Raw genomic sequence first — 15,516 nt, 5'->3', positions numbered from 1 at the left:
AGCCAGTTTTAATACCGTATTAAAACTGGCTTTTTAGTTAGATTAGGCTAATTTTTCTAAAAATGCGGGTAAATTTTGTGCGCCAACTTGTTGTGCAACTACTTCACCATTTTTGAAAATGAGAAGGTATGGAATGCTACGCACGCCAAATTCTGCAGGGATTTGTTGGTTTTCATCAACATTCATTTTTACAATACGTGCCTTATCACCTACTTGTGCGGCTAAATCGTCTAGTACTGGACCGATTGCACGGCAAGGGCCACACCAAGGAGCCCAGAAGTCTAATAATACAGGTACGTCAGATTGTAAAACGTCTTTTTCAAAAGTGGCATCAGTTGTATGAATTACGCTGCTCATAATTTTTCCTTATTTTGAAGATAAAAAGAAACGTCTCACTACTGAGACGTTGATATATCGCACAAGATAGGGCTTTATTCCCAATTTTTCAAGTAGGAAATAGATATTGTTGCAATTATTTATCGCTTGTTGCGTCTTTATCCTGTGGTAAAACCAAGTTCAAAATCAATGCCAGTAGTGAACCAACGGTGATACCTGAACCGAAACTTTCTTTGAAGAAACTTGGCAATTTGTCTAATAATTCAGGGCGAGTGGTAACCGCAAGACCACAGCCGATTGAGATCGCAATAATCAAACCGTTACGTTTGCTACGTTCTACTTTATCTAGCATTTGAATCCCTGCGGCGATAATCATCGCAAACATCATCAAGCCTGCACCACCTAATACTGGCATTGGGATAGATACAATTAATGCACCAAATACAGGGAATACGCCCGCAAGCACTAATAGCACGCCCATAATAGTCACCACATAACGACTTGCCACACCTGTAAGCGAAATAACACCAATATTTTGCGAGAAAGAGGAGAATGGGGTAGTGGACATTATTGCTGCTAATGCAGAACCCAAACCATCACAAAGGACACCGCCACGTAGATGTTTACCGGTAATTTCCGTTTGTGTTGCGTTACCTAAGGCTAAGAAGTTACCGCTTGATTCCACGATAGTGACCAAATAAGCGATACTCATACCGATAATGCCTGAAATTGGGAAGGCTAAACCGAAATGAAGGGGTTGTGGCACAGCAAAAATTTCAGCATTTTTCACGTTATCAAAATTGATCCAGCCTAGAGTTAAAGCAACAACATAGCCAACTAAAATACCGATAACGATAGCGGCAGCAGAGAAAATCCCTTTCCCCCATTGAACCAGGGCTACGACTAAGACAAGTACAAAGGTTGCCATCGCTAAGTTAGCAGGATCGGCATAATTCGGATCGCCTTTTTGACCACCCGCGAACCAATCCACTGCGACTGGGATAAGGCTTAAACCGATCATCATAACTACCACACCAGTTACAACAGGTGGGAATAATTTACGCACATAAGGCATAAAGAAGCTACCAATGATCATCACCAGTGAACCCACTAACGATGAACCAAGAATGCCAGCCACGCCATATTCGCTAAAGCCAATCGCAAGCGCTGCTGCAACGAAGGTGAAGCTCGTTCCCATTACACTTGGTAAACGTAAGCCAATTGGTCCAATACCTTGACACTGAATAATAGTAACAATGCCCGAAACTAATAAGGCCGCATTAACAAGCACGATAGTATCAGGTGTTGGAAGCTGTAACACATTACCAAGCACAAGCGGTACGGCAATAATACCGCCAAGGGCAGCTAATAAGTGTTGGGCAGCAAGTAAAAGAGTTAAGCCAAAAGGTGGCTTCGAGTCGACTGGGTAAAGAAGTTTTTGCATAGTTGATATGTGTATAAGTTAAAAAAATAGGGCGGAATTATAATGATTTTGGATAATCAGGCAATCGTTTACCTAAAGAAAATAAAAAAATGCCTAGATTAGCTCTAGGCATTTTTCGTTATTTGTTCAATTATTGTTTTTCTAATACATATTGAACTGCTTGATCTTGCTGCATTGCTTGCATAAAGCGAGCTACATTTGGATAATCACGCCAGCTTTTTGGCATTTTGTCTGTCCAACGGGTCATCACAAAGGCATAAGCATCAGCAATGCTACGGCGATCGCCATAAACATGTAAACCTTCGCCAATTAAGTTATCTAAATATTGCATTGCACGATCAATACGAGCATAAGCTGATTCACGCACCGCATTGATTGCAGCTTCACTTTCATCTGTTGTGAAACGATGTGGCATAAAGAATGGCCAGAATGCAGGGTGGAAATCACTCGCTAAGAAAGACATAATTTCATTTAATGCAAAATCTTCTTCTGCGCCCCCTTTACTGCCTAATTCTGCTTCAGGGTGTTTATCGGCAATATAGGTTAAAATTGCAGAGGCTTGGGTCATTGCACGTTTTCCGCCAATATCTAAGGCAGGCACGGCTGCTAATGGATTGATGCGTTTATATTCTTCTGATGAATAATCGGCACGAACTGCTTCGTAATCCGCTTTTGTCCATTCTAAAGCAACCCAACAAGCTAAGGCACAAGTACCTGGCGCATAATAGAGTTTCATAAATGTCTCCTTGATTCTATGGTCTGAATAAAAAGTAGATAGTGCTATAAATAACGCTACCTTAACTATTATATCACAGCCAAAATAAATGATTTGAGTCATCTCATTTGTAAAAAAGTCTCCAAAATTGACCGCTTGTACCGAATATGCTGAGATTTATGCTTAAATAAATGGAGCAAACAGAAGGAAAAATAATGCAAAAACCAATCCAATATCCCAAAAGTGCTCATTATTGCCCTAAAACAAAACGTTTTTTTAATCTCGGTTCAGACAAAAAATTATCTGCGATTGGCGTAGTTCAAGCCTTTTGGCAAATGTTAGTCTATCCTGAAAAATTTAAGCCTGCCACCGCTCTGCCGATGTTGCAACCAGATTTTTCATTCTTTTTACAACCAAGTTCACAAGCAAAATTTATCTGGTTTGGGCATAGCTCGCTATTGATGAGAATGGCAAATCAGACCATTTTTATCGATCCTGTCTTTGCGAAGTCTGTTTCCCCTTTTCCAATTATGATGAAACGCTTCCAAGCACCGCCAGCCAGCCTTACAGAATTACCACTGGTGGACGTAATTATTTATAGCCACAACCATTATGATCATTTAGATGAAGCAGTGGTTCGCTATTATGTTTCTCAGAAACATTTGCAAAAAACACGCTTTATTGTACCGCTTGCAATGGGCGAGCAGTTGCGAAAATGGGGAATTGATGCAGATAGGATTCAAGAGTTGGATTGGTGGCAATCGGCTCGACTTGGCGATTTAACCCTAACTGCAGTCCCTGCCAAACATAATACTGCACGAGGGGTATTTGATAAGAATAAAACCCTATGGGCAGGCTATGTTTTCCAAACTGCTCACGAGCAAATTTACTATTCGGGCGATAGTGCATTCGGTGATGGATCTCATTTTCGCCACATTGCCGAGCGTTTTGGCGGCTTTGATTTAGCTTTTGTCGAAAATGGACAATACAATATTGATTGGATTGATAACCATATGTTGCCGGAACAAACAGCCAAAGCTGTTGAATTGCTCAATACTAAGCGTTTTATGCCGGTTCATTGGGGGGCTTATCCACTTTCTATTCATGGTTGGCATGATCCAGTATTATGTTCAATTCCGCTTGTGGAACAAATAGGAGTAACACCAGTCACACCATTGCTAGGCGAGGTTTTTAATAAAGAAACGGTAACTACGTATTGGTGGAATCATCTTGACGGATCATAAGTGTAAAATAATTGTAATGATTGACTAGGCAAAACTCAACTAAATCGGTACAATCAAACGCTTGTATTTTTTTGTAAAAAAGATGCGTAAATAGATTTTCTTGGAGAGAATTATGTCGTGGAATGAATCAGGCAATCAGCAAGATCCTTGGGGTAGACCTGGGCAGAAAAAGCCTGAACAGCAACAAGGCTCATCAAATTCAGAGCAAGAGCCTAAGCATAAACAAAATGATCAGCAACCGCCTGATCTAGAAGAAATTTTTAATAATTTGCTCAAAAAAATGGGTGGTGGAAACAAGGGAAATGGTTCAAGTTCTAACCGTAATTCGCCTTCGTTTCCAATAAATAAACTACTGCCAGTTGCCCTTGTGTTAGGTGCTATTGTATGGGGTGCTTCTGGTTTTTATACCGTACAAGAAGCAGAGCGTGGAGTGGTGACACGCTTTGGGAAATTGAATGATATTGTTCAACCGGGCTTGAACTGGAAACCAACGTTTATTGATAGTGTGATCCCTGTGAATATTGAGCGGATTTCGGAACTCAATACTAGTGGTTCGATGCTAACCAAAGATGAAAACATGGTTCGTGTTGAGATGACAGTACAATATCGTGTAGAAGATCCAGCTAAATATCTGTTTAACGTGAGCAAACCCGACGAAAGCCTGAAACAAGCAACAGATAGTGCTTTACGCTATGTGATCGGTCATATGACGATGGACGATATTTTAACTACAGGACGTGCCGTTGTGCGTGAAAAAACGTGGAGTGCGTTGCGGGATATTATTAAAACCTACGATATGGGGTTATTAGTAACAGACGTGAACTTCCAGTATGCTCGCCCACCAGAAGAGGTGAAAGCGGCATTTGATGATGCGATTAAAGCTCAAGAAGACGAACAGCGTTTAATTCGTGAGGCGGAAGCCTATGCCCGTGGTCAAGAGCCAATTGCTCGTGGTCAAGCACAACGTATTTTAGAGCAAGCTAATGCCTATAAAGAGCAAGTGGTATTAAATGCACAAGGGGAAGTAGAACGTTTCATCAAACTTCTTCCTGAATACAAAGCAGCACCTGAAATTATGCGTGAGCGTTTGTATATTCAAACGATGGAAAAAGTGATGAAAAACACGCCAAAAGTGATGATGGACGGGGCAAATAGCAATAACTTGACTGTGTTGCCAATAGACAAACTTTTGCAAAATAATCCATCAAACCAACCGCTTGTTACGGAGCAACCAAGAGTTACCGTGCCAGTTTATCAACAGCCAACACAATCTGTTCCAACCATTACAAATGGTTCAACAAATGTTGTCGAAGAAGTTGTCGTGCCAGCACGTAAAGGGAGATTTTAACAATGCGTAAACTGTTATTTCCAATTTTAGCTGTGGTGGCGTTTGTCCTGTTTCAGTCGATTATCGTAGTGCAAGAAGGGCAACGTGGCATAATGTTACGTTTTAATAAAGTGCATCGTGACGCAGACAATAAAGTGGTGGTTTATGAGCCAGGTTTGCACTTCAAAGTGCCAATGATTGATCAGCTGAAAACCTTAAGTGCCCGTATTCAAACGCTCGATGGTCAAGAAGACCGCTTCGTCACTGTTGAGAAAAAAGACTTGTTGGTAGATTCCTATGTGAAATGGAAAATCAGTGATTTTGGTCAATTTTACACCGCAACGGGTGGAGATTATCAAAAAGCCTCTGATTTGTTACGCCGTAAAGTCAACGACCGTTTGCGTTCTGAAATCGGTTCTCGCACCATTAAAGACATCGTGTCAGGCTCTCGTGGCGAATTGATGGCAGGTGCGCAAAAAGCCTTGAATGCAGGCGAAGATGGTGCAGAAAAACTGGGTATCGAAGTGGTCGATGTACGAGTGAAGCAGATCAACTTACCGAACGAAGTGTCTTCTTCTATCTACCAACGGATGCAAGCTGAACGTGCTGCGGTGGCTCGTGAACACCGTTCCCAAGGCGAAGAAAAGGCCGAATTTATTCGTGCAGATGTCGATAGAAAAGTGGTCCTAATTTTAGCCAATGCAAATAAAACTTCCGAGGAATTAAAGGGTCAAGGTGATGCTCAAGCAGCGAAAATCTACGCCGATGCTTTTAACCAAGAGCCAGAGTTTTATCGCTTTATTCGTAGTCTAAAAGCCTATGAAGAGAGCTTCGCCGAAGGCAAAAATAATATGATGCTACTTAAACCGGACAGTCAATTCTTCCGCTTTATGCAAGCACCAACAAAATAGTTGTATCCAAGACCCGAGTAATCGGGTCTTTTTATCTTGAATTTACGCTATCTTCGTAGGGTGGGTTTGACCTACCATTCGTACGTTAATTATTGGGTGGGTCTTGATCCACTCTACCTAATCTGACAAGTGGTCATTTTCCGCAAATATTTTGCAAATGACCAACATTTTCAAACAAGAGGCATTTTATTATGGGTAAAAGTGTAGCGATCCTTGGGGCACAATGGGGTGACGAAGGGAAAGGCAAAATAGTTGATCTCTTAACCGATCGCGTGAAATATGTCGTGCGTTATCAGGGCGGACATAACGCAGGACATACGTTAATTATCAACGGCGAGAAAACGGTTCTCCGTTTAATTCCGTCTGGCATTTTGCGTGATAACGTGACCTGCTTAATCGGTAACGGTGTGGTGCTTTCACCTGTGGCATTAATGCAAGAAATGGGCGAGTTGGAGTCTCGTGGTATCAACGTACGTGAGCGTTTGAAAATCTCTGAAGCTTGCCCGTTGATTTTACCTTACCACGTAGCGATGGATCATGCACGTGAAATGGCTCTCGGTAAAAATAAAATCGGTACAACGGGGCGTGGTATCGGCCCTGCTTACGAAGACAAAGTCGCTCGTCGTGGCTTACGTGTTAGCGATTTATTCAATCGAGAAGCCTTTGCGGAAAAATTGAAAAACATTTTGGATTATTACAACTTCCAATTAGTTCACTATTACAAAGCGGATCCGGTTGATTTCCAAAAAACGTTAGATGAAGTATTTGCCGTAGCCGACATTATTACTGGTATGGTTGCTGACATCACCACAATGTTGCACAACGCTCGTGAAAAGGGTGACAACATTTTATTCGAGGGAGCACAAGGTACGATGTTAGACATCGACCATGGTACTTACCCATTCGTCACCAGTTCCAACACTACCGCAGGTGGTGTGGCGACAGGTTCTGGCTTTGGTCCACGGAACTTGGACTATGTGTTAGGTATCATCAAAGCCTACTGTACTCGTGTCGGCTCAGGTCCATTCACCACAGAATTATTCGACGAAGTAGGGGCTGAAATCGCCCGCAAAGGTAACGAATTTGGGGCGGTAACTGGGCGTCCACGCCGTTGTGGTTGGTTTGATGCAGTAGCGGTTCGCCGAGCGATTCAAATCAACTCAATTTCAGGCTTCTGTATGACCAAATTAGACGTATTAGATGGCTTTGATGAGTTAAAAATCTGTGTCGCATACAAAATGCCAAACGGCGAAATTGTGAAATACGCCCCAATGGCGGCGGCAGACTGGGAGGGTGTTGAGCCAATTTACGAAACCTTACCAGGTTGGTCAGAAAATACCTTCCGTGTGACCAAAATGGAAGATTTACCGCAAAATGCGATCAACTACATCAAACGTGTGGAAGAAGTACTGGGCGTACCTGTCGATATTCTTTCAACGGGTCCAGATCGTGTTGAAACGATGATCTTGCGTGATCCATTCGCCGCGTAATTAAATAAGTCAAACGCATCGAAAAGGTGCGTTTTATTCATCAAAATGGGTAAAAAACAGCTCGGATCTGACCGCTTGCTTGCATTTAGCGGTTCAGGCTTGGCTTGAAAGCGTGTAGAATGTCCCCGTTTTTAATCTAGATTCAGAGGAAAAGAATGAAAAGAGTTGTGATCACCGGTTTAGGTATTATCTCAAGCATCGGGAATAATAAAGAAGAAGTATTGGCTTCGCTACGTGAAGGCAAATCAGGTATTGAGTTTATGCCAGAATTCAAAGAAATGGGTATGCGTAGCCAAATTGCAGGAACAATCAAGTTAAATCCCGCGGAATTGATTGATCGTAAAATTTACCGCTTTATGGGTGATGCAGCAGCCTATGCCTATCTTTCAATGAAAGAAGCAATTGAAGATTCGGGGTTAAGCGAAGATCAAGTCTCAAATGATCGTACAGGTTTAGTCATTGGAGCAGGAACAGGATCGGCTCGTAGCCAACTCATTGCTTGTGATGCAGTGCGTGGTCCACGTGGTGTAAAAGGGGTTGGTCCTTATGCGGTGACCAAAACCATGGCGTCAAGTGTTTCTGCCTGTTTAGCAACGCCATATAAAATTCGTGGAGTAAACTACTCAATCAGTTCTGCTTGTGCGACTTCTGCTCACTGTATCGGTCACGCAATGGAGTTGATCCAATTGGGTAAACAAGATGTGGTTTTCGCTGGCGGAGCGGAAGAACTTTCTTGGGAATGTGCAACCGAATTTGATGCGATGGGAGCGGTTTCAACCAAATATAACGACACACCAACTAAAGCAAGCCGTGCTTATGATGCTAACCGTGATGGCTTTGTTATCGCAGGTGGCGGTGCGGTGGTCGTGGTTGAAGAACTTGAACATGCACTAAAACGTGGTGCGAAAATCTATGCAGAAATCGTGGGTTATGGAGCAACCTCTGATGGCTACGATATGGTGGCTCCAAGCGGTGAAGGTGCGGTGCGTTGTATGAAGCAAGCCCTTGCCACCGTAAATGGCGAAGTTGAATATATCAACGTACACGGCACATCAACGCCAGTGGGCGATGTGAAAGAACTTGGTGCGATTCGTGAAGTGTTTGGTGATAAATCTCCAGCGATTTCATCAACTAAATCAATGACGGGACACTCATTGGGCGCAGCAGGTGGACATGAGGCGATCTACTCATTATTGATGTTAGATAATGATTTCATTGCACCAAGCATCAACATTGAAACTTTAGACGAGCAAGCTGAGGGCTTAAATATCGTTACCGAACGTCAAGACAAAGCCTTAACCACAGTGATGTCAAACAGCTTTGGTTTTGGCGGAACTAACGCATGTTTAGTGTTTCAAAAATATAACGGTTAATTGATTTTTATTTGAACGTGGGGCGGGTCGTTCCACGTTTTTTTGTCTTTGTGAAATGGAGTAACTCTATGAAAATTAAAGCTTTATTTTCTGTTTTATTACTGGCTTTTTCCACCATCTCAACGGCGAATGTCATGATGGAAATGTTTCAAATGCAGCGTGAAATGGGGACGTTATTGCGTGCAGAGTCGGCTGAAAAATTCCAACAAGGTGCGGAAAACTTTTTAGTTGCGGCGAAAAAAGCCCAGCAAACGATGCCTATGAGCCTCGATGAAGACCAAGAAAAATTCAAAGGCTACCAAGCGGGTATGCAAGATGTGATTGATGTGGTAGAACAAGCCAAGGAACTTGCTGCAGCTGGCAAGTTAGATGAAGCAAAAACCACGGTGAGTAAGCTCAATAAAATGAAAGCAAGCTATCACGCCGAGTATAAATAATGTTTACAAGCGATCAGATCTGCAAAATTTTTTGCAAATCTGACCGCTTGTATAAGGAATCTTATGCAACAATCTCCTTCGATTGCACGTATTTTGGTGACGATGGCAGCAATAGTGATTATTTTAGCAGGTGTGAAGCTAGCCGCTGAAATAGTTATTCCATTTTTGCTGTCGCTGTTTATTGCCATTATCTGCTCACCGCTAATTAAATTCATGACAGGTCGGAAAATACCGTTATGGCTAGCGATTACGTTGCTTTTTGGGCTTTTTATGGTCGGATCATTTTTTCTCGTTGGTCTGATTAACAGTACGGTAAAAGAATTTACGGCTTCAATTCCAACGTATAAAGTTTTACTTGGTCAGCGAATGGCGTTGATCTTGCATTATTTGGATAAATGGCAAATTCCTATTCCACAGGATTTAGTCACAAATAATTTCGATCCAGGTCGAATTATGAATTTAGTCAGTAATTTATTATTGAGTTTCTCGGGTGTAGTCACAGACACTTTTGTGCTGATTTTGGTGGTGGTATTTATGCTGTTGGAAGCCCCAACGGCTAAGCATCGTTTTGCGATGATTTTAAGCCCAAATAAAAGCGAAATTCATAGCACAGAAATGCAGCTAAACCGAGTTTTACAAGGGGTCATTAGCTATTTAGGTGTTAAGACAATTACCAGTTTGATAACAGGGTTTTGCGTTTGGCTGTTACTTGAAGTAACAGGTGTGCAATATGCGGTATTGTGGGCCACATTGAGTTTCTTGTTAAACTATATTCCAAACATCGGTTCCATTCTAGCCAGTGTGCCAATCATTGTTCAAGCGTTGCTGCTCAATGGATTTTCAGTCGGTTTTGGTGTCGCAATTGGGGTGATTGGAATCAATATGGTAATCGGCAATGTGCTTGAACCGAAAATGATGGGGAGAACCTTAGGGCTTTCGACCTTGGTGGTGTTCTTGTCGTTACTCTTTTGGGGATGGATTTTAGGTACCGTTGGAATGTTACTGTCAGTGCCACTTACCATGGCGTTAAAAATTGCATTGGAGTCTAGCCCGAGAACGGTACGGTATGCACTGTTACTTGGTGATGTACCAGAAGAAAAATTGGTGTAGTTGGATAAAAAAATCAGGGCATTGCCCTGATTTTTTTTGTTTGGATTAAAGATTACGTAACGCTTCAATACGTTTTTCTAACGGCGGGTGACTCATAAAGAGTTCTTTGCGTGGACCGTTGATCATAAAGGCTGCCAGTGAACCTTGCATTTCTTCTGGCTGGTGAACACGCTGTAGGCGTTGTAATGCAGCAATCATTTTCTCTTTACCGACTAAGTTTGCTGAACCTTCATCAGCACGGAACTCACGGTAGCGAGAGAACCACATCGCAATAATGGTTGCCAACACACCAAATAATATTTCCAACACCATTGACACTAGGAAGTAAATGCCAGAACTCTGGCTTTCTCCGCCGTTATCATTACGGGTGCTCGAAACGGCCGTTGCAATCATTCGAGATAAGAAAATCACAAAGGTATTCAGCACGCCTTGTAATAACGTCATCGTGACCATATCGCCGTTGGCAATGTGGGCCACTTCGTGAGCGACTACTGCTTCGGCTTCATCTTGGGTCATGGTATTGAGTAAGCCAGTACTTACCGCAACTAACGAGTTATTTTTCGTCGCACCGGTTGCAAAGGCATTTACGTCAGCCGAGTGGTAAATTGCCACATCTGGCATTGGAATACCGGCTTGTTGTGATTGGCGTTTAACGGTTTCCACTAGCCAACGCTCTGCATGATTGCGTGGTTCAGTGATAATTTCTGCCCCTACTGAACGCAATGCCATCGTTTTGGATAAAAAGAGTGAAATCAATGAGCCAGCAAAACCAAATAGCAACGACATAATCAAAATGCCGCCAGTACTATTGCCGGCAATGCCGGTTACGCTCAAAATAATTCCCAAGACGAACATCACTGCAAAGTTAGTCGCAAGGAAAAGGACAATTCGCATCATAATAGGTTATTCTCCTAAGATAGAAATAAAAATGTTGTGTTAAAAAAACGGTGAATAAAGTGGCGACAATTTACCAAATTTCAAGACTTCGACAATAGCTTTGACAAATTATTCCCATAAATTTAACTGTTTTGTCACTTTTTTCTCGGGAAAGTGAACATTTAGTCCAATAAGTCGTACTTTTCGCCCATTTCTACGTATCCAAATTTGTTCGAGCAACGCGAGAAAACAGCCGATTTTCAAGCCTTCGCCGTTGCGTTCTAGGGTAGTTTGGCTGAAATCGTCAAATTTGAGCTTAATCCCCACTTTTTTAAACGCTTTGAGTGGGGTATCGCCCCAGTTACGTTGCAGGCGAAACAGCAATTTTTGAAACTGTTCTTGTACAACAATTTCGGCATCGCTTAATTCGCTAATATCTTTGAGTAAGGTATTTTCAACGGCTAACGACTTGCGTGGACGATTGACTTCGACTTTTCTCGGATCCAGACCGTGTGCAAAATCCCACAGTCGCAGTCCAAATTTGCCGAATTGCTGAAAAATCTGTGATTTGTCCGCTTGTTGCAGATCGCCACAGGTTTCAAAACCAAGCTGTTTGAGCTTCTCATTGGTTACTTTACCCACCCCTGGAATTTTTTTGAGTGGTAAATCAGCAATAAAAGCGGTCACTTTTTCAGGGGAAATCACAAATTGCCCGTTTGGTTTATGTTGATCAGAGGCGATTTTGGCAAGAAATTTCAGCGGTGCTACACCTGCAGAGGCAGTTAAATGCAGTTCATTCCAAATTGCTTGACGAATTTCTTCGGCAATCCAAGTGGCTGAACCAAAACAGTGCGTACACTCGCTCACATCTAAATAGGCTTCGTCTAACGAAAGGGGTTCGATGATGTCGGTATAACGGCGGAAAATTTGATGAATTTGAGCCGACACACTTTTGTATAACGGCATATTAACAGGTAATAAAATCAAGTGGGGGCAGCGTTTTAACGCTTGAGCAGTTGGCATTGCACTGTGCAAACCGAATTTGCGGGCTTCGTAATTGCAAGTCGTCAGCACCCCCCGTTGCGATGGACTGCCGCCCACTGCCACAGGTTTGCCTTTTAGAGCTGGATTTTCCCGCATCTCAACTGCTGCGTAGAAACAATCCATATCAATATGAATGATTTTTTGCTGTGTTGCCATTTGCAAAACTTTCTTAGGAACTGACCGCTTGTATTGAAGAGAATAACATATTTTACTGTATATAAAAACAGTTTATTTGCGTTGGTTTGTTGTTAAAATTTCGCCTTAATGAAAAAAGGAGAAATTATGCTTTATGGATTGATGATTGCGTTTGTGCCGCTATTTTTAGGCTATTTATTTCGTCTTTCAAATCAAAAGATTTTACTGTGGAATAACCGTATTGTGACTTATTGCCTTTATTTGATCTTGTTTGCAATGGGGATCGCAATCGGTCAGTTGGATGATCTCACGGAAAAGCTACCGCAAATTGGCTCTATCGCATTAGGAATGAGTGTGATTTTGCATCTGTGTAACATTAGCTTTTTGATGATATATGACAAGCTCTATCCAATGAAACGTCAAATTTGTGCAGAAAATAAGCCGATGTCTCGCTGGAAAATGTTACTTGACTCATTATTGTTATGCGTCACTGTTTTTGCGGGGGGGCTGTTCGGCTATGTGATCAAAGGAACGCTGAATTTTCCATTGCATACAAGTACGTATGTGTTAGTGGTGATGATTTTTTGTGTTGGTGTACAGCTTCGCAACAGTGGGATTCCAATCCGAGACGTTTTTTTGAATAAACGGGGGATTATTGTGTCTCTCATCTTTATGGCAAGCGGTCTCTTTGGGGGCGTAGTTTGCAGCTATTTACTTGATTTACCGATGATTCGCTCGCTTGCTTTGGCTTCGGGCTTTGGTTGGTATTCTTTATCGAGTGTGCTGCTTAATGATGCGTGGGGAGCCGTTTACGGCAGTATTGCCTTTTTTAACGATCTTTCTCGTGAGATTTTCTGCTTGTTTTCTATTCCATTTTTTATGCGAATGTTTCCTTCCACCGCGGTCAGTTTAGGCGGTGCTACCTCCCTGGATTGTACTTTGCCGATTATCCAAAAATCGGGTGGAATTCAAGTCGTGCCGTTAGCGATTAGTTTTGGGTTTATCATCAATTTAGCGGTACCTGTTTTATTAGCATTTTTCATCGGATTGAGTTAAAACAAGAAAACACTATCTATTTACGGAGTGGCTTTTTTTGTCTCTGACAAGCGGTTAGAATAGCTGAGTTTTTTACAATTTTATGGATTGAAAATGTGGGTTGAGCTCGGCTATTTTTGTTTGATTTTACTTGTGGGAACTTCAGCAATACAAGTACTGGTTTCGCTGTGGGGCGAAGTGGTGCAACAGCCGAAATGGCTATCGCTCAATCCTTTTTTAACCGCCGTTCAAACGCTGCTCGCACTCGGGGCATTTGGGGTGCTTGCTAATGCCTTTATTCAAGACGATTTTAGCGTGAGCTATGTCGCCGCTCATTCCAATAGCCAGCTTCCTCCTTTTTTCAAGTTTGCCGCCACCTGGGGCGGGCACGAAGGATCAATGCTGTTTTGGCTTGCCGCTCTTGCTTTGTGGACAGGCGTTTTTTGCATTTTTTCTCGCGGAACTGACCGCTTGTTTGCCAACCGAACCCTTGCGGTGCTTTCCTTAACGATTTTCGGCTTCGCTTTGTTTATTGCGTGGGTGTCGAACCCCTTTGAGCGAGCTTTTCCTGCCCCTCCTGAAGGGCGAGATCTTAACCCGATGTTGCAAGATATTGGGCTGATTTTTCACCCACCGTTGCTTTATTTAGGTTATGTTGGATTTGCGGTGAGCTTTGCGATGACGGTTGCAATGCTGCTCGGTGGCGTGTTTGATTATGCGATTGCCCGCTGGATTCGCCCTTGGACGATGATCGCTTGGGGCTTTCTCACTGCAGGCATTATGCTTGGTGCGTGGTGGGCATATTACGAACTCGGCTGGGGCGGTTGGTGGTTTTGGGACCCTGTGGAAAATGCGTCCCTAATGCCTTGGCTGCTTGGCACGGCGTTGCTACATAGTCTGATTGTGAGTGAACAGCGGGGTATTTTTAATTACTGGACGATCTTACTCGCCATTTTTGCTTTTGCGTTGAGTTTGCTCGGCACATTTATCGTCCGTTCGGGCGTGCTGACCTCCGTTCACGCCTTTGCGGTGGATGCTGATCGAGGCATTGCCTTGCTGATGTTATTCTTCAGCCTAAGTTTTATCGCCTTGGCCTTGTTTGCCCTGCGTGTGAATTTATGGGCTGGTGAGGTACGTTTCCGCTTGTTTTCCAAAGAGACCGCTTTTTTATTCATCAACGGCTTATTTGTGTTGGCATGTTGCGTGGTCGTGCTTGGCACTTTTTACCCAATGATTTTCTCCGCCATGGAATGGGGTTCAATTTCTGTCGGGGCACCTTATTTCAACTTCGTATTCACCCCGTTGGGGTTGCTATTGTTGAGCTTGATGGGCTTTGCCGTGGTGTTACGTTGGAAACAGTTGCCACGGAAGAAAATATTAGGGCAGTTAGCGTGGTTGCCGATTGCGGTGGGGGTAAGCTTCGCCATTGTGCTGCATACCCTTGAACGCAGCACCGCCTATCAAATTCAGTGGCTGCCAACGGTGTTCATCAGCTTTGCGGTGTGGATCATTCTCACCCATTTGCCTTATCGCAAATTTATGTGGCAAATCCGACCGCTTGCAATGCGGCTCGCCCATATTGGCTTTGCTGTTTGTGTGATCGGGGCGATGATGAACAGCTATTATGGCGATGAAGTTGGCGTGCGAATGAAGCCGAGCGAGCGAGCCGAATTGGCAGGATTTTGGTTTGAATATGCCGCATTCGACCACGAAATTGGGCAGAACTATACGGCTGAGCGAGCCACTTTTCATTTGTATGATGAGCAAGATCGCCTTATCGACACCCTTCACCCTGAACGCCGTTATTATGATGTCCGCACAATGACGATGGCGGAAGTCGGTTTGGCACACAACGGCTTGGACGATATTTACATCGTAATGGGCGACAAACTCGCCCGCCACGAATACGCCTTTCGTCTTCACTATAAACCTTACATCCGAGCCTTATGGCTTGGCGGCATTGTAATGGTCTTCGCCGCCCTGTTGGCAGTGGTTGGACATAGACGCAAAAAGGTTAATCATCGTGAATAAACTGGAGC

The 15,516-nt window shown here is 43.1% G+C and carries 14 protein-coding genes; 9 read left to right on the top strand and 5 right to left on the bottom strand.

From position 1 onward, the window contains the following. Nucleotides 1-42: 42 nt before the first annotated feature. The 3 genes from trxA to A4G17_RS00550 form a co-directional block, all read right to left on the bottom strand. Nucleotides 43-357 (bottom strand): thioredoxin, encoded by a 315-nt coding sequence (trxA, locus tag A4G17_RS00560; RefSeq protein WP_123955571.1) that lies wholly within the window; start codon nucleotides 355-357, stop codon nucleotides 43-45. 115 nt (nucleotides 358-472) lie between these two features. Continuing rightward, a complete protein-coding gene (locus tag A4G17_RS00555) occupies nucleotides 473-1,780 on the bottom strand; it encodes a nucleobase:cation symporter-2 family protein (RefSeq protein WP_123955572.1) in 1,308 nt (435 codons plus the stop codon). A gap of 130 nt (nucleotides 1,781-1,910) precedes the next feature. Beyond that, a complete protein-coding gene (locus A4G17_RS00550) occupies nucleotides 1,911-2,516 on the bottom strand; it encodes a glutathione S-transferase family protein (RefSeq protein WP_123955573.1) in 606 nt (201 codons plus the stop codon). Nucleotides 2,517-2,710: 194 nt separating this feature from the next. On the opposite strand from A4G17_RS00550, the gene A4G17_RS00545 reads away from it, so the two are divergent. The 7 genes from A4G17_RS00545 to A4G17_RS00515 all read left to right on the top strand — a co-directional run bounded on the left by A4G17_RS00545 (nucleotide 2,711) and on the right by A4G17_RS00515 (nucleotide 10,387). Next, the gene (locus A4G17_RS00545) at nucleotides 2,711-3,739 is read left to right on the top strand and encodes an MBL fold metallo-hydrolase (RefSeq protein ID WP_236941011.1); all 1,029 of its coding nucleotides are present in this window, start codon (nucleotides 2,711-2,713) and stop codon (nucleotides 3,737-3,739) included. 112 nt (nucleotides 3,740-3,851) lie between these two features. Next, entirely contained in the window at nucleotides 3,852-5,087 is a 1,236-nt protein-coding gene (gene hflK / locus A4G17_RS00540) for an FtsH protease activity modulator HflK (RefSeq protein ID WP_123955575.1), read from the top strand. A gap of 2 nt (nucleotides 5,088-5,089) precedes the next feature. After that, a complete protein-coding gene (gene hflC, locus A4G17_RS00535; protein ID WP_123955576.1) occupies nucleotides 5,090-5,977 on the top strand; it encodes a protease modulator HflC in 888 nt (295 codons plus the stop codon). Nucleotides 5,978-6,168: 191 nt separating this feature from the next. Then, nucleotides 6,169-7,467, top strand: coding sequence for an adenylosuccinate synthase (gene purA / locus A4G17_RS00530; RefSeq protein WP_123955577.1), 1,299 nt, complete (start codon nucleotides 6,169-6,171; stop codon nucleotides 7,465-7,467). 155 nt (nucleotides 7,468-7,622) lie between these two features. Next, nucleotides 7,623-8,840, top strand: a complete 1,218-nt coding sequence (gene fabB, locus A4G17_RS00525; RefSeq protein WP_123955578.1) for a beta-ketoacyl-ACP synthase I — start codon at nucleotides 7,623-7,625, stop codon at nucleotides 8,838-8,840. A 68-nt stretch (nucleotides 8,841-8,908) separates the two neighbouring features. Beyond that, a complete protein-coding gene (locus A4G17_RS00520) occupies nucleotides 8,909-9,277 on the top strand; it encodes a cytochrome b562 (RefSeq protein ID WP_123955579.1) in 369 nt (122 codons plus the stop codon). Nucleotides 9,278-9,340: 63 nt separating this feature from the next. Then, a complete protein-coding gene (locus A4G17_RS00515) occupies nucleotides 9,341-10,387 on the top strand; it encodes an AI-2E family transporter (protein ID WP_123955580.1) in 1,047 nt (348 codons plus the stop codon). A gap of 45 nt (nucleotides 10,388-10,432) precedes the next feature. On the opposite strand, the gene htpX is transcribed toward A4G17_RS00515, so the two are convergent. Together htpX and dinB are read right to left on the bottom strand one after the other, a co-directional pair. After that, a complete protein-coding gene (gene htpX / locus A4G17_RS00510) occupies nucleotides 10,433-11,287 on the bottom strand; it encodes a protease HtpX (RefSeq protein ID WP_165894276.1) in 855 nt (284 codons plus the stop codon). 105 nt (nucleotides 11,288-11,392) lie between these two features. Next, nucleotides 11,393-12,463 (bottom strand): DNA polymerase IV, encoded by a 1,071-nt coding sequence (gene dinB / locus A4G17_RS00505; RefSeq protein ID WP_123955582.1) that lies wholly within the window; start codon nucleotides 12,461-12,463, stop codon nucleotides 11,393-11,395. 126 nt (nucleotides 12,464-12,589) lie between these two features. On the opposite strand from dinB, the gene A4G17_RS00500 reads away from it, so the two are divergent. Together A4G17_RS00500 and A4G17_RS00495 are read left to right on the top strand one after the other, a co-directional pair. After that, the gene (locus A4G17_RS00500) at nucleotides 12,590-13,498 is read left to right on the top strand and encodes a LysO family transporter (RefSeq protein ID WP_123955583.1); all 909 of its coding nucleotides are present in this window, start codon (nucleotides 12,590-12,592) and stop codon (nucleotides 13,496-13,498) included. A gap of 93 nt (nucleotides 13,499-13,591) precedes the next feature. Then, on the top strand, nucleotides 13,592-15,508 hold the full coding sequence (locus A4G17_RS00495; RefSeq protein WP_123955584.1) for a heme lyase CcmF/NrfE family subunit: 1,917 nt from the start codon (nucleotides 13,592-13,594) through the stop codon (nucleotides 15,506-15,508). The last annotated feature ends 8 nt before the right edge of the window (nucleotides 15,509-15,516 follow it).

Source organism: Frederiksenia canicola (assembly GCF_011455495.1).
In the GTDB taxonomy this organism is placed as follows: domain Bacteria; phylum Pseudomonadota; class Gammaproteobacteria; order Enterobacterales; family Pasteurellaceae; genus Frederiksenia; species Frederiksenia canicola.
Note: the sequence above shows the minus strand (reverse complement) of the source record. Positions and strands in the feature narration are given on the sequence as shown.